Raw genomic sequence first — 21,399 nt, 5'->3', positions numbered from 1 at the left:
TCCGAAATTTTTAATTCTAAATCTCAAGCATATAAAAGGGAGCTAGAAATAAAGGCATGGAAAAACAAATCCAAAATTCAAAAACTTATTAATGATTCTACTGGATAGAGCATCCCGATTTTTAATCGGGACGGTCAAAGGTTCGAATCCTTTCGCGCTCACATAAAACTCACAATTTTTATTGTGAGTTTTTTTGTTTATATTAGTTCCATGTGTTATTGCTACATATTATATTCCAAATCTTTAGATCAATATTACATTGGACATTCTTGTGAAGATTTACAGGAAAGACTAAGAAAACATCTTTCAAATCATAAAGGATTTACTTCAAAAACCAAAGACTGGGTGATTGTTTATTCCGAAATTTTTAATTCTAAATCTCAAGCATATAAAAGGGAGCTAGAAATAAAGGCATGGAAAAACAAATCCAAAATTCAAAAACTTATTAATGATTCTACTGGATAGAGCATCCCGATTTTTTAATCGGGACGGTCAAAGGTTCGAATCCTTTCGCGCTCACATAAAACTCACAATTTTTATTGTGAGTTTTTTTGTTTATATAGGTTTTTAAAACTCTTCATCTCAACACTTTCATATCCTTCAATTTTAAATATTGATTTAAAGAGCAAATACTTTGTATTCACTCGTGAATACTTTTGATTGTTTTTGATAGTAATGACCCTGTTCTGGAAAAAGAAAAAATAATCTTTCCTTACATTCAGTTCACATTTACTAATATTCATTTTTATTAATTCTCGCTGCAAACTTTCACCGATATTTTCAATCCCGTTTTTAGAAAAATTTTTATTTGATCGGTATTCTAAATCTAGAATGTTTTCGGTTTTAATTTTTGAAAAAGATGTATGAAGTTTTTGTTCGATATAAAAATTAGAAATGAAAGAAATGACCAGTAACAAAAAGAGTAAAAGTAAAATTTTCCTTTTCATATAAATCCTGTATAAAGTAATGGTTATTAATCATGTAAAGCTAGTAAAAAAGAATTTCTAAAATATTAATGAAAATTTATTGCAAATTTATTTTTATAATTCAAAAAAACACTCTATATTTGCACCCACAAAAAACAAGGTAATTCTTGTTAAAAGATGACCTCAATCGGGGCGTAGCGTAGTCCGGTCATCGCGCCTGGTTTGGGACCAGGAGGTCGCAGGTTCGAATCCTGCCGCCCCGACAGTTTTCAATAATTTTCTCAAAATTATTTAATGGGTGCGTAGCTCAGCTGGATAGAGCATCTGCCTTCTAAGCAGACGGTCAAAGGTTCGAATCCTTTCGCGCTCACATAAAACTCACAATTTTTATTGTGAGTTTTTTTGTTTATATATCTTTTTATATCCTTTTTCTTTAAAATTTAAAATTCTAATTAATTTAGTTAAAATAAAAACCACCGTAAATATACAGTGGTTTTTAAATATATCATTAAAGAAGTTATCTATTTCAATTGATAAGAATTTCCGTCCCAAAGATAGGTTTTTGAGGCTTTTTTCTTCTTTTCACGATCTCTGTCATCTTTTTCCATTTCCTCCATTTTAAAAACAAAAGCATTTGGAATTCCACCTTTATCGTTCGGGAAAATAAATTCTTCACTGTGATAATAAACATCTGCATCACCAACATTCATGAGCTGAGGAAGAGCAATCAGTTTTTTATCTTTAAAAAGAACATACTGATCATAGCTTGCAATTCCACACGCTTCACCGGAAACCATGGCTTTCAATGTCAGTTCCACATTTTGCAGTTTATGATTGCTTTCAATATTGAATGTACTGTAGCTCAGACTTTCGCCGGAACCTGTGTCAAAAGAGGCTTCATCAATCAATACATTCCCTTCAAGCACTTTTATGCTGGCAATGTTTTGATCATAGTCCTGATTATATTTTTTATCTTTTTTCTTGATCGTTTTTGTTAATCCGAAAAGAAAGTCATAACCATTCTTGTTTCTGTATCCTACACAAAGATTTCCGCCCCAAACATAACCTTCGGAAGCTTTATCACCTTTTTGGTAAGAAATTTTATACCAATTAGCACTTCTTTCTCCCAGTTGAAGAACGGTTTCATCTTTTTTAAGAATAAGAACTTGCTGATTAGTTTGCAGAGAATCTAAAATTTCAGCGTCAAGATTGGGATCCAGCCTTACTCTCGTTTTGTCGGTAAATATTTTTTGAGATTTATTGTCGTCAAAATGAAAAATTCCGTGAGCATAGACCGCATTTTCCTCCTGTGCTGATAAAACCTGAATGATCAATACCAGTAAAGCGGTAAAATAAGTTTTCATATTAATATTTGGTGAATTATTTTTCAAGAAGCAGACTTACCCACTCTTCTCTCTGAAGCTGTTTTTTAAGCTCTAAGCCGTTTTCTTTACATACTTCCAGAATATCATCAACGTCAAAGAAACACAATCCTGACAATAATAGTTTCCCTCCATCATTCAACACGGAAACATAGGTTGGAATGTCTGAAATCAGAATATTTCTATTGATATTTGCTAAAATGATGTCATAATGATCTTTGCCTAAACTGTCGGCAGTTCCCAATTCAATATCCAACTCAACATCGTTTCTTACTGCATTTTCTTTTGAGTTTTCCACTGACCATTCGTCGATATCGATTGCTTTTGTATCTCCGGCTCCGATTTGTTTTGCATAAATCGCCAATACGGAAGTTCCACATCCCATATCCAGGACTTTTTTGCCATTGAAATCAATATCCATCATCTGCTGGATCATCAAATGTGTCGTCGGGTGATGTCCTGTTCCGAAAGACATTTTGGGCTGAATGATAATTTCATGCATTCCCGGAACAGATTCGTGGAATTCTGCTCTGATTAATACTTTATCATCAATATTGATCGGTTCGAAATTCTTTTCCCACTCTTCGTTCCAGTTAATATTAGGCATTTCCTGGAAAGTATATTCGATTTTCACCTCTTTATTCTGAAAAAGTGGTAAAGCTTTCAATTCTTCTTCATTAAATAAATCTTTCTGAATATATCCTAAAATACCTTCCAGCTCTTCTGTAAAACTGTCAAAACCTATCTCAATAAGCTCTGCCATTAATATTTCGTTCCAAGGCTGGAGCGGAGAAATTTTGAAATCAAATTCTAAATAATTTTGCATGTGAATAATTTGTTGCAAAAATAAAACTACTTTTTTGATTTATGTTTTTTTAAACGCAAAGATTTTTGGACTTACTATATGTTTTTAAACTCTCAAAGGCGTTTCACTCAAGAAAGATAATCTAATAAGTTTATCATTTTTGATGAAGGAAGAGTCTCTTAAGTTCTTGCCTTGAAACTTTGCCTAGATTCCTTCGGAATGACAAACTTTATGGTTATGTTGTCTCTTAAAAATAAAAGACAAAAAACCTAGCCCCGATTGTAATGAAAATCCTTTTTGAAAAAAAGATTGTAATGGAAAGCGGGAAATAGCTTCAAGTAATAGTTAATAGTTGATAGTTGATAATTTATAAGCATAAAAAAAGCGAACCGAAGTCCGCTAGCAGTTAAAAACTAATTCCTAATTCCTAATATTTAATTCCTAACTTTATTTTTTATGGATTGGTAGAGAAAATTGAACCATTTGCGATCAACGCTCTTCTGTTCATTTTCAGGATATCTCTTACCCATTCTGCAAAATCTTCCGGTTGAAGTACTTTTGCCGGGTTTCCATCTGTTAAACCTCCCTGAATCGACATATCTGAAGCAATGGTACTTGGTGTAAGCGTGATTACACGAATATTTTGTTTTCTCCATTCCGCCATCATAGATTGTGATAATGAAACCACAGCTGCTTTTGAAGCTGCATAAGCTGACATATTCGGTCCGCCTTTCAATCCTGCCGTTGATGCTACGTTTACAATATCCCCTTCTCCTTTTGCTTTCATGAACGGGTATACTGCTTTTGCTGCATAATACACCCCGAAAAGATTGGTTTTAATTACCTGTTCCCAAGTTTCAGAAGGCATTTCTTCGATAGATCCGAAATCACCGATTCCTGCATTATTAATCAAAATATCTACTCCGCCCAATTGTTCTGCCAAAGATTCAATTCCGGATTTTACTTCTACTTCATGATCAATAGAAAAAACAGCATATGCTGCTTTCACCCCGATATTTTTGATTTCTTCTACCGTACTTCTTAAATTCTCCTCATTTCTTCCTGTAATTCCTATGTTTACTCCTTCATTTGCCAATGCTAAAGCTACCGCTTTCCCCAATCCTCTTCCTCCTCCAGTAATGATGGCATTTTTTCCGCTTACATTCATATCAATGCTATTTATTCGTTTAAGCAAATTTACAAAAGTGATTTGGATAATACAGATGAAAGATAAAATTTTATAAAAAATATTTCTCCAAACTCAATATAAAATCCAATATCAACCACAATATCAGTCTATTTATTAAAAACAAAACCGACCCACAAGGGCCGGCTTCTTTTGAAAGTATAGTAAAAAATGAAAACTAAGGAATTAGAATTGAGTTTTGAACCTCAAATTCTTGTGATGTTGAGAACTGATTTCCATACATGTCCGTCGCTCTTACCTCAACCTTATGTTTTCCTAAAGAAAGTTTTTTTGAAAAATCTCCTGTCCAGATGTGTTTTGAAATTTCCGGATTAGAAGGTCTTCTTCCAGGGAAAAGATTCTGTGTGGTATCCCATTTGAACACCGACATTACAAAATTCGGGTCAACTGTTTCATCGTATTCCATTGTTTCCCACTTTTCATCATCAATTCTGTATTCTACTTTGTCTTTTTTGCTTCCCATAAAGAAATTAGCCAAGATTTTTGCAGAAGTTTTTGACAGATAAGGAATTACTTTCGGAACGTATAAATTAATCTGATAATCTTCCGGTTTCCCCGCCGTTTTATATTTAACTTTATATTGATTATCATTGAAACTGATAAAAGAATATCCTTTTGCCGTACCATCTCTCATCGTTGAAGTCGGCAGTCCCAAGTCATCTGAAGTTCCGGACCACCAATCTCCACAAGTCGTTCCGACATTATATTCATGGAGATCTTTTGAACCATTCCAGCCTGCTGTTTTTCCGTAGAAAAGTTGTTGCTGAATATGCGTGTGAGCCGATAAAATCAAAGCATTTTGGAAAGGCATTAAATAATCAAATAATTTCTGACGGTCTGAATTTCTGAAATTATCTTCATTTTTATGCTCCAACGGAATATGGAAAGAAACAACGATCAGTTTGTTTTTGTCCACCAATTTCAAATCATTTTCAACAAATTTCATCTGATCTTCACGGAAACCTCCCCAATATCCTTTTCCATCTCTTGGATCGGGGTATAAAATATCATCCAACACAATGAAATGTACGTTTCCATAGTTGAAAGAGTAGTTTGCAGGACCGAAGTTGGATTCAAAGGTTTCGTCTGAAAGCATATCTTCTTTCGCTTCGTAATTCATATCATGGTTACCCATTACGTTATACCAAGGCAAACCGATTTCTTTCATTACATCTGCATAAGGTTTTTGTAGACTTAAATTGTCTCCTACCAAATCTCCTAAACTGATTCCCAGCACTGCATTTTTCTTGGTTGTCTTCACTTCATTTACAATGGCTCTTTTAAAATAATCCAATTGTTTTTCTGTGTAAGGCTGTGGATCTCCGAAAACCAAAATGTCGAAGTTTTTACTTTCGTTTTGCTTGTTTAAAGCAAAGTTGATCTCTTTCGGAAGTTCTCCGGTTGGAACAGAACCTTTGTATTTAAAATCTGCAGGCGAGCCTTTTGGTTTATACTGATAATAATATTGAGGTAAATTGTTTTCATTTACCGGAGTCATATATCCAGAAGGTTTGATGACAAAAATCGTTTGCCCATCCTGAACCGGTAAGCTGTATCTCCCGTTTTTATCTGTTAAAACAACCTGCTCTCCATTGGAAACCGCTACTCCATCAATTCCTTTTTCTTTGTTTTCCTTCTTCTGATTTTTGTTGCTGTCTTCAAATACATACCCCGAAACAGAAGCTTGTGAGAATGCCATCGCAGAAATTAACAGGCACGGCATTAAAAATTTTATATTCATTGTTTTTTGCTTAAAGAATTAATCCATTTACTTATTCCACCAAACTTTTACATTGATGTCATCACCTCCCATTTGCTGAACTGCCGCCTGATAATTAGCCGTATTCAAAACTCTAGGATTTGGAGGATACATTAATCTTGATGGAAGCTGTCCGTTATTTAAAAGACCTCCGTTGTTAGGTAATATCGGGAAACCTGTTCTTCTTTTTTCAAACCATTGCTGCTGATCTACAAAGAATAATGACACATATTTCTGAAGCATAATTCTCTCTAAAGTTCCATTATAAGCCACATTGGTATTGGTAAAATAGTTTGCCGGTACTGTAGATCCCCATTGTTCAATGGTAGCTTTCACCCCATTTTCGTAGAAAGTCTGAGCATTTCCAGGAATAACTCCTTTGAATGCTAATTCCGAAAGGATAAACTGTAATTCAGCATAAGGATACACCAGAATATTTAAAGGAGCTTTTGCCAAATTTTGATTCATATTTGAGGGTTGATAATCGAAAGTCGTCCCAAAAACATAACCAGACGGAGCCCCTTTATAGCCAATATTTGCCTGAGGTGGTGCAATATTTTTAGCCTGACTAAAAAACAGTGCCATTCTAGGATCGTTATTTGCTTTTAATGTTTCAACAAAAAATGCTGAAGCAGCTCTTCCCGTTGTAAAATCCTGAGGTCTTGCAATAGGCGGAAGAAGCGGGGCAACTCCCGTTACAGCTACTTTTGCCGTTTCTGCATTACTCTGGAAAATCGGATATGTTGTAGGATTATTAATGATCTCCTGAATTCTTGCATTAACGTTTACTTCTCCATTTTTGCTTAAAATCCTCGTCAATAATCTTAGTGAAAGAGAATTACAGAATTTTTTCCAGTTTGTGATTCCGTTGATATCACTTTCTGCCTTATAGAAAAGGTCTGAGCCCATTAATGTTTTTGTTGTAACAAAAAGTGAATTTGCGGTTTTTAATTCATCTAATAAAGCAACATAAATATCTTTCTGCTTATCAAATTTTGGCTGTGAAATCCCATCATCCAAAGCTGAAGCCTGTGAAAACGGAACATCACCATATGTATCGGTAAGGTTAGAATACACCCATGCATTTAAAACCATTGAAATCGCCAAATAGTTAGGGTCATTATCTCTTTGTGCTGCAAATCTCATGTCTTTGATCTGCTTTAGCCATTTGTAACTGTTATTCCAGAAACCGGCACCTGTATTTTCTGTTAAATAATACCTGCTTAAAGAATTTCCTTCATTCGGAAAATCAAGAGAAACCTGCATAATATCGAAGGTAAAATCATTGGCTCTCATATAATTCACCGCCGACATATTATACTGAATAGGAACCAATAATTTTGACGCAACAGGTTCGCTGATTCGGCTTTCATCAACATTTACCTCATCCAGATTTCTTCCGCAAGAGATGGCAACTAGGCCAATTCCTGCAATTAATAATGTATTTAAAAGTAATTTTTTCATGTTTTTAAATTTTAGAATTTAACATTAAGCTGAATACCCACTGTTCTTGCGGTAGGTAATTGCCCCATTTCAACACCCGGTGTAATTTGATTGTCGTTCAAGGTCGCTGCCTCCGGATCGAATAATGGGAATTTCGTCCACATCCAAAGGTTTCTTCCGAATAATGCCAAGGTCAGATCTGTAAGTTTCAGCTGCTCAGTAACACTTTTCGGGAAAGAATATGCAATTCTGGCATCTCTTAATTTGATGAAAGAAGTATCGAATGTATTCGTTTCTACGTTGGCTCTTCTGTAATAATCTGCATAATAAGCGGATACCAACACTCCTTTTGTATTCGGAGAGAATGAACCGTCAGGATTCTGAACAACTCCTGCTCCAACGATCAAACCACCAGGATTATCTCTTCCGATCAATGTATGTTCAAGCTTTCCTTGTTCGGTCATTTTATGGTGAGACTGCGAATATGCCATTCCTTTATATTGTCCATCGAACGAGAAGCTTACGGTAATTCCTTTGTATTTGAACTCATTTTGAAGACCTGCTCTCCATTTTGGATAAGCATTTCCTATTTTCTTCATCTGAGTCGGTTTCGCCGTTAAACCATCACTTCCATAAACCACTTGTCCATCCGGAGAATACATTAATCCATAACCGTACATATCTCCTAAAGATCCACCTACAAATGCATTATAATACACCACACCTCCTACACTTGCCATGGTATAAGGCTCACCGTGAAATTCGTCAGGAAGAGAAAGGATTTTGTTTCTGTTCATTGACCAGTTTGCATTTACACTCCAAGAGAAGTTTTTATTTTTAACAGGGAATGTATTTAATGTCATTTCAATACCTCTGTTTCTCACTTCTCCTGCATTAATCATTCTGTTACTATAACCTGTTTCCCATAATGTCGGGATTTTCACAATCTGATCTTTGGAATTACTTTGGTATGTTGTAACGGAATAATTAATTCTGTTTTTAAGAATACTGAAATCCATTCCTGCCTCGATATTCGTAATCATATTGGGTCTAAGATTCGGATTCGGATATAATGACGGTGATTCTACAGAACCGTTAAAATCACTATTATTATAATATTTAATCAATAAATAAGGATCTGTGTCATTTCCAACTTTTGACCATGAAGCTCTCAATTTCCAGTAATTGAATTTCTGAGAAGTAAAATTGAAAATATCAGAAAGAATAAATGACGTTGCTACCGATGGATAGAAATAAGAACGGTTTTCCTTAGGAAGTGTACTACTCCAGTCATTTCTTGCCGTAAGGTCTAAGAACATCTTATTTTGATACCCAAGAGAAGCTAAAGCATAGGTACTGTTTACCTGCTTATCTCCCGGCTTTGCAAATTTTGTAATATTTGAAATACCATTTGGCATTGTATAAACACCCGGTTTCAGCAATCCGTCTGCCAGATAATCATACATCTTATATTCTGTATAACGGATATTTCCTCCCGCTGAAGCACTGAAATCAAAGTCGTTAAATTTATTTTTGTACGTAAATAATACATCATTATTTAAATCCATCAACCTGATATGCTGTTCTCTGTACATTCCCTGAAGATAGTTGGCAGAGCTCCAAGGTCTTTTCTGAGTACGTAATTCGTTGTTGAGCTCCATCCCGGACCTCAACATCACGTCAAAGTTTTTGGTAATTTTATAATTAAGGTTTACGTTACCTGTGATGAAGTTTTTATCAACACCATTCAACATTTCATATGCGATCAAATAAGGGTTGTCGATAAATGAGCTAAACGGGTGAACCTGATCAACCTGTTCTTTTCCTTTCTTCCAAATCGGTGCATACCAAGATAAATCAACATTCGGATTTTGGAAAATCATGAAATAGGAGATCGATTGATTACTGTATCCCGTCGCTGGTAAATTGTCGCTTTTTGTTTTATTATAATTAAATTTAACGCCAACTTTTACTTTTTCATTTATTTTATGATCGAATGAAAATGCCGCATTAAACCTGTCGAATCCTGTATTAGGCATCATCCATTCGTTCTTTAAATACGTTAAAGATGTTCTGAAAGATGTTGTTTCGTTTGAGCTTTCAATAGCAATATTATTAGAAAAAGTAGTTCCCGTTTTCCAGAAACCTTTGATATTATCTTTGTAAGGCTGCCACAACTGTCTTGTTGCACTTTGTCCTTCTGTTGCAGGATCATACTGGAAATAATACTGTCCATTAAATTTCGGTCCGAAAGCACTACTCGTTCCCCCTGTACTGACACCGTCTGCTGAAGCTCCGTAAGAGTAAAAATAATTTCCGCTCGTATCTTTCTGCATTGTTCCCTGACCGTATTCATACTGATAATCCGGCCACTTCAAAACGGTATCATAACTTGAATAAGAGTTCAAAGTCACCTGAATTTTTCCTTTCTTGGTTTTACCGGATTTTGTAGTAATCATTACAGCTCCTGCCGCTCCTCTGGATCCATACAGAGCTGATGCTGTAGAACCTTTTAAAACCGTGATTGATTCAATATCATCTGGATTAATGGTATTGATTCCGTTTCCGTAATCGATGGGCAAGTCTGCTTTGGAACCTGCTCCATACGCTGAGAAACCTGTTCCTGTTGTGTTATTGTTCAACGGAACACCATCTACAACAATTAAAGCATTGTTTTGATCTGCATTCATGGAAATATCTCCACGAAGTTTTATTAATGAGCTTCCCAAAGGTCCTGCTCCTGCTGTCTGAATTTTCAAACCGGCAATTTTACCCTCCAAAGCCTGTGACCAGTTGTTGTTTTGTGTTTCCAACAATTCATCAGATTTAATAGTTTCTGCTACATATCCTAAAGATCGATCTTGTCTTTTGATCCCCAGAGCGGTTACCACTACCTCATCAATACTTTTGATGGTATCTTTTTTAGCTTTTTGCTGAGCCGCTAGATTGACACTGACTAATCCTAACAGTGACAAAACCAGCAACTTTTGAGTCTCTTTACGCATATCCTTTTTGTTTGCGCAAAATTAGAACGACCTAACCGTAATGGTTTTAACAAGGTTTTAACATTTATTAAAGATTTATTAAACGGAATATGAATTCATTTTTAACAAAAACAAACAAAACACTGAATACCAGATAATTAAACTAATTAAGTATTTTTAATATCGAATTTCTGTCTTATTGTTCTAACTTTATTGTCTTTTTATGATAAAATAAAAAATCTCCCTACCAGATGAGGTTTATCTATGATTTAAGACAATACAAAAAAGCCCATCTCCAAAGAGACAGGCTGTATCGTAGATATTTGATAAAAAGTATTATTTATTTTTCAACTGATTAGGAATATTGGTAGTGACAAAGCCAATTCCCTGAGCTTTCAACTCATCATAAACAGCAACATCATTTACCGTCCAAGAATTGGTAATCAACCCTAAAGCTTTTGCTTCAGCAATCCATGTAGGATTTTTTTGAAATACACTGTAGTGATAATCTAATCCGTCTAGTCCTTCATTCTTAATTTGCGCAGGCGATAATTCTCCTCTCAGATACTGGACTTTAAATGAAGGCTCAAGTCTTTTAATTTCTTTACAGATATTTAAGCTGAAAGAGATAAATTCACTTTGAGATTCAAGCTTCATATCTTTAATCATCTTCAATGTTTTTGCGGTCAGTTCATCTTCTTTTTCCTTAGTTTTATCAGGTTTTATTTCTACAATGAGTTTTAGTGATTTATCTTTTTTTCCCAGCTTTAAATAATCTTTTAAAGTTGGAAATTTCTCACCATTCGACAATTTCAGTTTTTCCAATTCTTTGAAATTAGTTTCTGAAATCTCCATTTTCCCATGGTGTTCATCATGGTTAATAACCAAAACACCATCTTTTGTCATTCTTACATCAAATTCAGATCCATATATTTTCAAATTCTGAGCATTTTCCAATGACTTCAATGAATTTTCGGTTGTTGGTGGTTCTGCCTGAAAGTAACCTCTGTGTGCAATAATCTGGGTTTGTGCCTTCATTACAACTGTGCTTAAAACTGCTAACCCTAAGATAATTTTTTTCATAATATAATTCGATAAAATTCTGAAACTTTTAGATAAAGATAATGTTTAATCGTCAAAATCTTTTTTCAACAATAAACAAATGCAAAAGTATCAAGACTCTGCCTAATTTAAGTTTAAATGAATTTTAATAATACTTTAAATAATGTCTAAAAATTTCTAATTCAGCTATTTTTTAAATGCGATTACTTTAATTACTTTTGCTTAAAAGATAGAAACCCAATGTCCGACAACATTCAACAAAAAATAGAAGACCTTCGTAAAGAGCTTCATCAGCATAATGAAAACTATTACCTTTTAGATACCCCTACGATTTCAGACTTCGACTTCGACGTATTATTGGAAGAACTTCGTGATCTGGAAGCAAAATATCCTGAATTTTACGATGAAAACTCTCCTACTGTACGTGTTGGTGGCGGAATTACCAAAGTATTCCCTACCGTTCAGCACAAATTCAGAATGTATTCTCTGGACAATTCTTATGATTTTAATGATCTTGAAGACTGGGAAAAAAGAATCATCAAAACCATTGATGAACCTGTAGAATTTGTAGCAGAACTAAAATATGACGGAGCATCGATTTCTATTTTGTATGAAAACGGAAAATTAGCACAGGCTGTCACTCGTGGGGATGGTTTTCAAGGGGATGAAATTACAGCCAATGTTCGTACCATTTCAGATATTCCACTGAAATTAAAAGGTGATTTTCCTGAACATTTCTTTATGCGTGGTGAAATTTATCTGACAAGAAAAAACTTCGATAAAATCAATAAATTACGTGAAGAAGAAGGCCTGGATCCGTTCATGAATCCTAGGAATACAGCCAGTGGAAGCTTGAAGATGCAGGACAGTGGAGAAGTAAGAAAACGTGGACTTTCTTCTGTACTGTATCAGTTCATTTCCGAAGATATTCCTGCAGAATCACATTGGGAACTGCTTCAAAAAGCACAAAGTTGGGGTTTCAAAACCTCTCAACAGGCAAAATTGTGTACCACTTTAGATGAAGTAAAGGAATTTATTACGTTTTGGGATACCGAAAGACATACCTTACCTTTTGAAATTGATGGTATTGTTTTAAAAGTCAATTCATTAAAACAACAAAGACAACTGGGATACACCGCAAAATCTCCTCGTTGGGCAATGGCTTATAAATTTAAAGCCGAAAAAGTGGAAACCGAATTACAAAGTGTTTCTTACCAGGTCGGAAGAACAGGAGCCATCACTCCAGTTGCCAATCTGAAGCCTGTTTTGCTTGCCGGAACCATCGTAAAAAGGGCATCTTTGCACAATGAAGATATTATAAAGAAACTGGATTTACATGAAAACGATTTCGTTTATGTAGAAAAAGGTGGTGAAATTATTCCAAAAATTGTTGGAGTAAATACTGAAAAAAGAACAGATGAAAGTAAGGAAATTGAATACATCAAACATTGTCCTGAATGTGGAACCGAACTGGTAAAAATTGAAGATCAGGCGATTCATTTTTGCCCGAATGAACTTCATTGTCCACCACAAGTGGTAGGAAGAATGATTCACTACGTTTCCAGAAAAGCTTTGAATATTGAAAATTTAGGAAGCGAAACCATCGAACAATTGTATAAAGAAAAACTTATTGAAAATCCGGCAGATTTTTATGTGTTGACGAAAGAACAATTGCTACCCTTGGAAAGAATGGCGGAAAAATCTGCACAGAACATTATTTCAGGGATCGAAAAATCAAAAGAAATTCCGTTTGAAAAGGTATTGTACGGAATCGGAATAAAACATGTCGGTGAAACCGTTGCCAAAAAATTAGTCAAAAACTTCACTACGATTGAAGAACTGAAAAATGCAACAGCAGAAGAGCTTTGCCAGGTAGAAGACATCGGAACAAAAATCGCGGTAAGTATCGTAGATTTCTTTGCTAATCCCGAAAACCTTTTAATCATTGAACGACTAAAATCTTATGGGGTTCAACTGGAAAAAGGAGAGAGTACCAATGAAGTTCTATCAAATGCTTTAGAAGGAAAAACCTTTCTTTTCACTGGTAAATTATCATTATTTACAAGAGAATCTGCCGAAGAAATGGTAGAAAAACATGGCGGAAAAAACATCTCCGCAGTTTCTAAAAACCTGAATTATCTTGTGGTAGGTGAAAAAGCAGGAAGCAAACTGAAAAAAGCTCAGGACATCGGAACGATTGAAATTCTAGATGAACAACAGTTTTTGGATTTGATAGAGAAATAATAACTTTATTGAAAATATTTAACACTTTAAACCATTGAGATTCAATTTCAATGGTTTATTTTTGTTTTTAGCTTAAAACTGACAATAACCATGAAAAAAATCTATTTAATAATTTGTGTGATTATTTGTGCCTTGTTTCAGGCACAAGTTGTGAATATTCCAGATACAAATTTTAAGGCGAAACTTTTGTCCGCAAACTTAACAAACGGAATAGCCAAAAATATTACAGGACAAAACATCATTATTGATTCAAACTCCAATGGCGAAATTGAAGCTACTGAGGCACTCAATGTATATGGTCTGGAATTTTATGGGTCAAATATTACTAATTTGACAGGACTCGAAAACTTCACAAATTTAAAAAGTTTGAAAATAGGCTCGATGGATGTATCCAGTCTGAATTTCAATACTTTTCCCAATCTAAATACTCTTTATTTATCTAGTTTTAATTTGGTTACAAACTTAACTGTTTCAAATCTGACAAATCTTACCGATCTAAAAATTACTTTTTGCAGCAATCTCACCTCTCTTGCAATTCAAAATTTAAATAGTTTAAATCTGCTTACCATTAATACAAATTCAAGTATTAATAATTTGACTTTTTCAAATTTCCCAGCGTTAACTACACTTAATTGCACAAGTAATAGTAATCTCAGTAATTTAACCGTTACAAACTGTCCAATTTTGAATGAATTAAATCTTGGAAATAATGTTTTAACCACATTGAACACTAATTCTTTACCATTACTTACTACATTAATTTTAAATAACAACGAATTAACTACATTAAATACTTCTATTTTCCCTAAACTAGTAACTTTAAGTGCAGTAGACAACAATCTGACTACCGTGAATTTAGGTTTAAATCCTTTAATATATAATGTTTATTTATCCAATAACAATTTGCAATATGTAAATATAAAAAATGGCGGTCAAAACTATCCTAATACACTATCTTTAGATTCCAATCCTTCTGTTTTACAATATTTATGTTGTGACCCGGAAGATGAAAGCATTGCAAAAAGCAAACTAAATCAAACTGGGCTTTTCAATGTGGTTGTAAATTCCTACTGTTCTTTTACTCCGGGAGGAATTTTTTACACAATACAAGGAAACACAAGGTACGATTCCAATAACAATGCTTGTGACAGCAATGATCCGCTTAAACCATTTCAAAAATTTTCAATTACCAACGGAGTTATAGCGGGAAACATAATTGCTAATTCTTCAGGAAATTATACAATTCCTGTTCAAGCAGGGATTCATACCATTACTCCTATTTTAGAAAACCCAACATATTGGTCAATATCCCCGAGTGTTGTAACAGCAAATTTCCCGACGCAAACAAGCCCATTAACTCAAAATTTCTGTATAACGGCAAATGGAAATCATAATGACTTAGAAACAGTAATTATTCCTATTACCGGTGCTGCACCGGGTTTTGATGCGAAATATAAAATCATCTACAAAAATAAGGGAACCTCTACACAATCGGGAACTTTAAGTTTGAATTACAATGATAACATCAGTGATTATCTAAGTGCAACTACTGCTCCAAATTCTCAATCAACAGGAATTTTAAATTGGAATTTCACGAATCTTCTACCTTTTGAAACAAAAGAAATTACAGTAACTATAAAATTAAACACACCAACACAAACTCCACCTTTAAATGGTGGTAATATCCTTCAGTATACCGCTCAAATTAACGGAGCAACAGATGACACTCCTTTAGATAATACATTTACATTAAACCAAACGGTTGTCAACTCTTTTGATCCAAATGATAAAACATGTCTGGAAGGTCCTGCGATTACGCAAGTTCAGGTTGGAGACTATGTTCACTATCTGATCAGATTTGAAAATACAGGTACTGCAAATGCACAAAATATCGTGGTAAAAGATGAAATAGATACCTCAAAGCTTGATCTGTCAACATTGGTTCCTTTAAATGCAAGTCACAATTTTGTAACGAGAATTACGAATCCAAATGTTGTAGAATTTATCTTTGAAAACATCCAACTTCCATTCAATAATGCAACGAATGACGGATATGTTTCCTTTAAAATTAAAACAAAATCTACTTTAACGATCGGAAACAGTTTTAGCAATACTGCAAAAATCTACTTTGATTACAACTATCCGATTATTACGAATACATACACAACTACCGTTCAAAATGTATTAGCAACTACTGAGGTCAGTAAAGAAAAAGATGATATTAGCATCTATCCAAATCCTGTAAAAGATCTATTGAATATTCAATCAAAAAACGAAGTTATAAAAGCTGAAATTTATGATGTTACGGGAAGAATTTTAAGAACCACTTCTGTTAGTAATAATACAATCAATGTTTCTGATCTTACAAAAGGAAATTATATTATCAAATTATCTACAAAGGATAAAATAATAACACAAAACTTTATCAAAAACTAAAAAACAATTAAATACAAAATGAAAGGCTGCCATTCTAGGCAGTCTTTTTTATGCTCATTCCTCTATTTATTCTAAGATTTATCGTAATTTTATTTAAACAAATTTATAATGGAATTTCTAAAGGATCATTATGTCATTCAAAATGATTTGGTACTGATCTTTATTTCTGTTATTCTAGGGCTGCTTATCGGGGCAGAACGTGAATACAGAAACAAATCAGCAGGGTTGCGTACTTTTATTTTAGTTTGCTTCGGATCTTGTTTGTTCACTGTTTTATCCTTGAAAATAGGAATCGCTAATCCTGATCGTTTGGCTGCCAACATTATTACCGGGATTGGTTTTTTAGGAGCCGGGGTTATTTTTAAAGGAGATAATAAAATTGAAGGGATCACTACTGCGACAACAATTTGGGCAACCGCTTCTATTGGTATGGCGATAGGTTCTGGATATGTCTATCTGTCGCTTTTAGGAACAGTGTTAGTATTGTTGATTTTACATTCTCTCACTTATTTTGAAAAGTTTATAGACAGACAACACAAAATAAGAGAGTACAAAATTGCCGTTATTCAGGCTAAAGAAGTTCCTCATTGTGAAGAGCTTTTCAAAAAGCACAACTTAAAATTTGTGGTATCAAAGCAACAATATACTCAAGGAAATCTTGCTACCAGTTGGATTCTTACAGGGAAAAATGCCAGTCATGAAGCTCTGATGCGGGATCTCATGGAAGACAAAACTATAATTGCTTATCAATTTTAGACAAAAAAATAATAAGACTGCCTCAAAAGCGGTCTTTTTCTTTTAGTAAAAAATTAATTTTATGTATTTTTAGGCAAAATTTTTTGTAATGATAAAACGTAATATTCTAATTGCTTCGGCATTCTTCAGTTTTTCTTTAGGAATTGCCCAGCAATATGGCGGAATGTGGATCCCGACAGAGCTTAATGAAAAGGAAATGAAAGATTTGGGAATGAAAATTTCTGCTAAAGATATATTCAATGTTCAAAAACCTAGTATCAAGGATGCCGTAGTACAGTTCAACGGAGGCTGTACCGCTGAAATTATTTCTCCAAAAGGATTACTACTTACCAATCACCACTGTGGATTTGGACAAATACAGTCTCATTCTACCGTAGAAAATGATCTTTTATCGAATGGTTTTTGGGCTAAAAGTACAGAAGGTGAGCTTCCTAATCCAGGTGTAACTGTTGATTTCATTGTAGATATCAAAGAAGTTACTCAACAAATCCTTGAAGGTACAGATAAGCTTACAGAGCCTGAACTTTCAAAGAAAATCGCCAATAATATTGAGGTTTACAAAAATTCTCAAAAAACAGAGTCTTATCAGTCTATTTCTGTAAAATCTATGTATTACGGAAATAAATATTACGCTTATACCATCGAAACATACAAAGATATCCGATTGGTAGGAGCTCCGCCACAAAGCATCGGAAAATTCGGAAGCGATACCGACAACTGGGTTTGGCCAAGACATACAGGAGATTTCTCTATGTTCAGAATTTATGCAGGAAAAGATAATAAACCGGCAGAATATTCAAAAGATAACATTCCTTACGTACCGAAACACTTCCTTCCTGTTTCCATCAAAGATAAAAATGAAAATGATTTCACTTTTGTATTCGGATTCCCTGGAAGAACTACAGAATATTTACCATCAATCGCGGTTGAAAAAATCATGAAGGAAATCGATCCTGCAAGAATTGCGGTGAGAGATGTAGCGTTAAAAACATTAGACGAAAAAATGCGTACTGATGATGCTACCCGTATCAAATATGCATCAAAATATGCATCTGTAGCCAACTATTGGAAAAAGTGGATCGGTGAAGTTGAAGGATTAAAAAAATCTAATGCTGTAGAGAAAAAAGTAATGTATGAAGGTTCTTTGGTATCTAAAAACCATGAGATCAAATCTACACTAGATCAACTTAACAAACTATACAACGATCAGGCTCCTTATGCATTGAATAATGCATACTATACAGAAGTTTTAAGAAATGCGGAAACTTTGATGTTGGCTAATCTTTACTACAACTATGTGACTTCTGTAGAAGCCGGAAGAATGGATGAAAAAGCAACGACTTCTTTCAAAAACAGATTAACTTCTTTCTACAAAGATTACAGTGCTGAACTGGATGCAAAAGTTACCGCAAAATTATTAGCATTGTACGCTAATAAAACGACTCCTCAATTCTTACCTGTAGGATTTGATAAGTATAAAAATGAGGCTCAGAATATTCAGAGTATTGAAGAAGCTTCTAAAAACTCTATTATTACAGGAAGAACGGATGTCAACGGAGCTTCTGTAACTAAAGATATTGACAAAGCATTTTCTAATCAGGATAAATTGATTAAGACTCTGAAGAAAGATCCTATTTATCAGATTTATGTTACTCTGAGAGAGACCTACATGAAAACAGCAGATCCTCAATTTACTTCTTTGCAGGCTAAAATTGACGAATTGCAAAAAACATTCATGGCTCAGCAGATGGAAACGGATAAAGACAGAAAATTCTTCCCGGATGCTAACTCGACCCTTCGTGTAACGTACGGAAAAGTAAAAGGTTCTACTCCTAAAGATGCTGTTTCTTATAACTATCAGACGCATTTGGCAGGGGTATTGGAAAAATATATTCCTGGAGATTATGAATTCGATGTTCCTGGAAAACTGATCGATCTTTACAACAAAAAAGATTTTGGAATTTATAAAGATAAAACAGGTGATGTTCCGGTAGGATTTACGGCAACCAACCATACAACGGGAGGAAACTCTGGAAGTCCTGCTCTGGATGCGAACGGAAACCTTGTTGGATTGAACTTCGACAGACAATGGGAAGGAACGATGAGTGATATCAATTACGATCCTCGTTTCAGCCGAAACATTATGGTGGATACCAAATATATTCTTTTCATCATCGATAAATTTGCCGATTCAAAATGGCTGATTGATGAAATGAAAATTGTAAAGTAATTTAATTAATTATACATTTTATAGAATCTATTTAAGTTTTCAAATAAATTTAAATAGATTCTTTTTTATTTTTGGAACATCATGAAAAACGAAATCATCAATTTTTTGGCAAGATTTGAAAAGGAAGATATCACCAATTCGTTTCCTTTAGAATATTGTTTGCCCGTTTATCATTGTGTTTCTGATGAAAGCCTCCCTCATCTGAAAAATATCATCAACTATAAAAACACCAAACAGTTTGAGGAAGATCTGGACTACTTTTTAAAACATTTTCAATTCGTTAATTGGACAGAATTTAAAGAATACGTTTCTGGAAGTTTTCAACCTAAAAAGAAAATAGCTTTACTTACTTTTGATGATGGGCTTCGTGAATTTCATGATATCATTGTTCCTGTTTTAGAAAGGAAGGGCATTTATGCTATTAACTTTATTAATCCTGCTTTTGTCGATAATAAAGACTTGATGTTCCGTTGTAAAGCCAGTTTAATTATTGAGGAAATTAAGAAAAAGAAAAGCATCAATCCAGAAGTCTACACGATTCTTTCATCTAAAGAAAGTTTGCAGCAACAGGTTCTTCAGATTAATTATTTTCAAAAAAATGTTTTAGATACACTCGCTCAACTTCTTGATATTGATTTCACATTATTTTTAAGGACACAACAACCTTATTTAACTTCCGATCAGTTATATACTTTAACACAAAAAGGATTCGGAATCTCCTCTCACAGTTGGGATCATCCGTTGTATCACGAGCTCACAATCCATCAACAACTTGAGACAACCCATAAAACTTTTGAATATTTAAAAGAAAACTCTTTTTTGTATGAAAGCTTTGCTTTTCCTTTCACTGATTTTGGAGTGAAAGTAGAGTTCTTTGATGGTTTGTTTCAAAATCAGGAGATCTTCTGTACTTTCGGAAGCGCAGGAATTAAGCTGGATAGTGTGGAAAAAAACTTTCACAGAATTCCTTTAGAAATGGGCGAAACAGCAGAAATCATTCTAAAAAAGGAAATTGCTTATTTCAAACTGAAAAAGATGATAAACAAAAATAAAATTTCGAGAACATGATACATTTAAAAACACTGAATAAAAAATCTCTTGAAGAATTTGTTTCATCCGGTGATTTTAAAAAGTATGATTTTCTTCCCATTACCGCTCACAGAGCTCAATCTCATATTCTAAATCCTAAAGCAACCGATGAACAGACTTTATTAATTTTGGCTTTTGACGATGAAAAACTGGCAGGGTATGTAGGCTGTTTTCCTGATACTTTTAACATTGAAAGAAAAACATTCCGTTACGCATGGTTAAGCACATTATTTATCAGCAATGAATTTCGCGGTAAAAGAATTGCTCAGAGCTTATTAAATAAAGCATTTGAAGAATACGACGGAAATATTGTCCTCACAGAATTTACCAAAGAAGCCGAAAGTTTATATAACAAAATCGGAGTTTTTGAATATATCCAACCTAAGGTTGGAAAGAGATATTATTTCCGTACAGATTTCGCCCATATTATCCCTGCAAAAAGACCTTCCATACAGTTTTTAAAATCTCTATTTCAAATCGGAGATCATGCCATCAATACATTGATTTCGATTAAAAACAGCTTTATTAAAAAGCCAGATTTTAAGTTTGAAATTTTAGACAGTATAGACTCTGAAAGCAATGCTTTTATTTCCGGTTTTACAACCAACAGAAATGCTGATGAAATGAACTGGTTGATAAAAAATCCCTGGGTTTTAGAAGGTGAGAAAAATGATGATCGTTATCTTTTTTCCAGTTACTCAAAAGAATTCAGATATTCCTGGATCAAAATCTACGATGAAAATAATATTCTGGTTACCTGTTCTCTCCTTCTGATAAGAAATGGTCATTTAAAAATTTTATATCTATTTTCAAGTATAAGCCTAGACAATTTTATAAAATTCTTAAGCTATTTTATCGTAAAAAATAAAATTGTTTTTTTAACCAACTATCATGTTGAGCTTAATCAAAAAATTGCATTAACTAAAGATTTTCCGAAAATCTACCAAAAAGATTTTGAAAGAAGATACATGTTTCATAAACACTTAATCGAAAATCTACCCAAAGGATTTAATCCCGATTTTCAGGACGGTGACGGAGACTGCGCGATGACTTAATAAAAACAAAAGAGGCTTTTT

General features: G+C 34.0%; 15 protein-coding genes and 2 tRNA genes. 9 read left to right on the top strand and 8 right to left on the bottom strand.

Annotated elements, in window-relative coordinates; translation table 11 throughout:
* The first annotated feature begins 210 nt into the window (after positions 1-210).
* The gene (locus LV842_RS07975; protein WP_233111061.1) at positions 211-465 is read left to right on the top strand and encodes a GIY-YIG nuclease family protein; all 255 of its coding nucleotides are present in this window, start codon (positions 211-213) and stop codon (positions 463-465) included.
* Between the two features lie 71 nt (positions 466-536).
* Here LV842_RS07975 and LV842_RS07970 read toward each other — a convergent pair whose 3' ends face one another.
* On the bottom strand, positions 537-947 hold the full coding sequence (locus LV842_RS07970) for a hypothetical protein (protein WP_233110920.1): 411 nt from the start codon (positions 945-947) through the stop codon (positions 537-539).
* Between the two features lie 167 nt (positions 948-1,114).
* On the opposite strand from LV842_RS07970, the gene LV842_RS07965 reads away from it, so the two are divergent.
* Together LV842_RS07965 and LV842_RS07960 are read left to right on the top strand one after the other, a co-directional pair.
* A tRNA-Pro gene (locus LV842_RS07965) sits at positions 1,115-1,189 on the top strand.
* A 33-nt stretch (positions 1,190-1,222) separates the two neighbouring features.
* Positions 1,223-1,296 (top strand) — tRNA-Arg (locus LV842_RS07960).
* A 151-nt stretch (positions 1,297-1,447) separates the two neighbouring features.
* On the opposite strand, the gene LV842_RS07955 is transcribed toward LV842_RS07960, so the two are convergent.
* From LV842_RS07955 to LV842_RS07925, 7 genes are all read right to left on the bottom strand, one after another.
* Positions 1,448-2,290, bottom strand: coding sequence for an SH3 domain-containing protein (locus tag LV842_RS07955; protein WP_233110919.1), 843 nt, complete (start codon positions 2,288-2,290; stop codon positions 1,448-1,450).
* Between the two features lie 16 nt (positions 2,291-2,306).
* On the bottom strand, positions 2,307-3,134 hold the full coding sequence (prmA, locus tag LV842_RS07950) for a 50S ribosomal protein L11 methyltransferase (RefSeq protein WP_233110918.1): 828 nt from the start codon (positions 3,132-3,134) through the stop codon (positions 2,307-2,309).
* Positions 3,135-3,567: 433 nt separating this feature from the next.
* Positions 3,568-4,281, bottom strand: a complete 714-nt coding sequence (locus tag LV842_RS07945) for a 3-ketoacyl-ACP reductase (RefSeq protein WP_233110917.1) — start codon at positions 4,279-4,281, stop codon at positions 3,568-3,570.
* Between the two features lie 196 nt (positions 4,282-4,477).
* The gene (locus LV842_RS07940) at positions 4,478-6,061 is read right to left on the bottom strand and encodes a calcineurin-like phosphoesterase C-terminal domain-containing protein (RefSeq protein ID WP_233110916.1); all 1,584 of its coding nucleotides are present in this window, start codon (positions 6,059-6,061) and stop codon (positions 4,478-4,480) included.
* 27 nt (positions 6,062-6,088) lie between these two features.
* Positions 6,089-7,543, bottom strand: coding sequence for a SusD/RagB family nutrient-binding outer membrane lipoprotein (locus LV842_RS07935; protein WP_233110915.1), 1,455 nt, complete (start codon positions 7,541-7,543; stop codon positions 6,089-6,091).
* A gap of 11 nt (positions 7,544-7,554) precedes the next feature.
* Positions 7,555-10,527, bottom strand: coding sequence for a SusC/RagA family TonB-linked outer membrane protein (locus LV842_RS07930; protein ID WP_233110914.1), 2,973 nt, complete (start codon positions 10,525-10,527; stop codon positions 7,555-7,557).
* 315 nt (positions 10,528-10,842) lie between these two features.
* Positions 10,843-11,589, bottom strand: coding sequence for a glycerophosphodiester phosphodiesterase family protein (locus tag LV842_RS07925; protein ID WP_233110913.1), 747 nt, complete (start codon positions 11,587-11,589; stop codon positions 10,843-10,845).
* A gap of 219 nt (positions 11,590-11,808) precedes the next feature.
* Between LV842_RS07925 and ligA the strand changes: the two genes are divergently transcribed.
* The 6 genes from ligA to LV842_RS07895 all read left to right on the top strand — a co-directional run bounded on the left by ligA (position 11,809) and on the right by LV842_RS07895 (position 21,378).
* Complete coding sequence (gene ligA, locus LV842_RS07920; protein ID WP_233110912.1) at positions 11,809-13,812, top strand: NAD-dependent DNA ligase LigA; 2,004 nt, start codon at positions 11,809-11,811, stop codon at positions 13,810-13,812.
* A gap of 90 nt (positions 13,813-13,902) precedes the next feature.
* Positions 13,903-16,248: a T9SS type A sorting domain-containing protein gene (locus tag LV842_RS07915; protein ID WP_233110911.1), complete on the top strand. Its 2,346-nt coding sequence runs from the start codon at positions 13,903-13,905 to the stop codon at positions 16,246-16,248.
* 108 nt (positions 16,249-16,356) lie between these two features.
* Positions 16,357-17,004: an MgtC/SapB family protein gene (locus LV842_RS07910; protein WP_233110910.1), complete on the top strand. Its 648-nt coding sequence runs from the start codon at positions 16,357-16,359 to the stop codon at positions 17,002-17,004.
* 88 nt (positions 17,005-17,092) lie between these two features.
* Positions 17,093-19,234 carry a S46 family peptidase gene (locus LV842_RS07905; RefSeq protein WP_233110909.1) on the top strand — a complete coding sequence of 714 codons (2,142 nt, stop codon included), beginning with the start codon at positions 17,093-17,095 and terminating at the stop codon, positions 19,232-19,234.
* 81 nt (positions 19,235-19,315) lie between these two features.
* The gene (locus tag LV842_RS07900) at positions 19,316-20,302 is read left to right on the top strand and encodes a polysaccharide deacetylase family protein (protein WP_233110908.1); all 987 of its coding nucleotides are present in this window, start codon (positions 19,316-19,318) and stop codon (positions 20,300-20,302) included.
* Complete coding sequence (locus tag LV842_RS07895; protein ID WP_233110907.1) at positions 20,299-21,378, top strand: GNAT family N-acetyltransferase; 1,080 nt, start codon at positions 20,299-20,301, stop codon at positions 21,376-21,378. Before LV842_RS07900 ends, LV842_RS07895 begins: the two co-directional genes overlap by 4 nt.
* Positions 21,379-21,399 lie beyond the last annotated feature (21 nt).

This window comes from Chryseobacterium gwangjuense, assembly GCF_021311115.1.
Classification (GTDB): domain Bacteria; phylum Bacteroidota; class Bacteroidia; order Flavobacteriales; family Weeksellaceae; genus Chryseobacterium; species Chryseobacterium gwangjuense.
Note: the sequence above shows the minus strand (reverse complement) of the source record. Positions and strands in the feature narration are given on the sequence as shown.

What these genes read in the sequence shown, in the direction of transcription:
- LV842_RS07975 (WP_233111061.1), top strand. Translation starts at nt 211, where the DNA reads ATGTGTTATTGCTACATATTATATTCCAAATCTTTAGATCAATATTAC.
- LV842_RS07970 (WP_233110920.1), bottom strand. Translation starts at nt 947, where the DNA reads ATGAAAAGGAAAATTTTACTTTTACTCTTTTTGTTACTGGTCATTTCT.
- LV842_RS07955 (WP_233110919.1), bottom strand. Translation starts at nt 2,290, where the DNA reads ATGAAAACTTATTTTACCGCTTTACTGGTATTGATCATTCAGGTTTTA.
- prmA (WP_233110918.1), bottom strand. Translation starts at nt 3,134, where the DNA reads ATGCAAAATTATTTAGAATTTGATTTCAAAATTTCTCCGCTCCAGCCT.
- LV842_RS07945 (WP_233110917.1), bottom strand. Translation starts at nt 4,281, where the DNA reads ATGAATGTAAGCGGAAAAAATGCCATCATTACTGGAGGAGGAAGAGGA.
- LV842_RS07940 (WP_233110916.1), bottom strand. Translation starts at nt 6,061, where the DNA reads ATGAATATAAAATTTTTAATGCCGTGCCTGTTAATTTCTGCGATGGCA.
- LV842_RS07935 (WP_233110915.1), bottom strand. Translation starts at nt 7,543, where the DNA reads ATGAAAAAATTACTTTTAAATACATTATTAATTGCAGGAATTGGCCTA.
- LV842_RS07930 (WP_233110914.1), bottom strand. Translation starts at nt 10,527, where the DNA reads ATGCGTAAAGAGACTCAAAAGTTGCTGGTTTTGTCACTGTTAGGATTA.
- LV842_RS07925 (WP_233110913.1), bottom strand. Translation starts at nt 11,589, where the DNA reads ATGAAAAAAATTATCTTAGGGTTAGCAGTTTTAAGCACAGTTGTAATG.
- ligA (WP_233110912.1), top strand. Translation starts at nt 11,809, where the DNA reads ATGTCCGACAACATTCAACAAAAAATAGAAGACCTTCGTAAAGAGCTT.
- LV842_RS07915 (WP_233110911.1), top strand. Translation starts at nt 13,903, where the DNA reads ATGAAAAAAATCTATTTAATAATTTGTGTGATTATTTGTGCCTTGTTT.
- LV842_RS07910 (WP_233110910.1), top strand. Translation starts at nt 16,357, where the DNA reads ATGGAATTTCTAAAGGATCATTATGTCATTCAAAATGATTTGGTACTG.
- LV842_RS07905 (WP_233110909.1), top strand. Translation starts at nt 17,093, where the DNA reads ATGATAAAACGTAATATTCTAATTGCTTCGGCATTCTTCAGTTTTTCT.
- LV842_RS07900 (WP_233110908.1), top strand. Translation starts at nt 19,316, where the DNA reads ATGAAAAACGAAATCATCAATTTTTTGGCAAGATTTGAAAAGGAAGAT.
- LV842_RS07895 (WP_233110907.1), top strand. Translation starts at nt 20,299, where the DNA reads ATGATACATTTAAAAACACTGAATAAAAAATCTCTTGAAGAATTTGTT.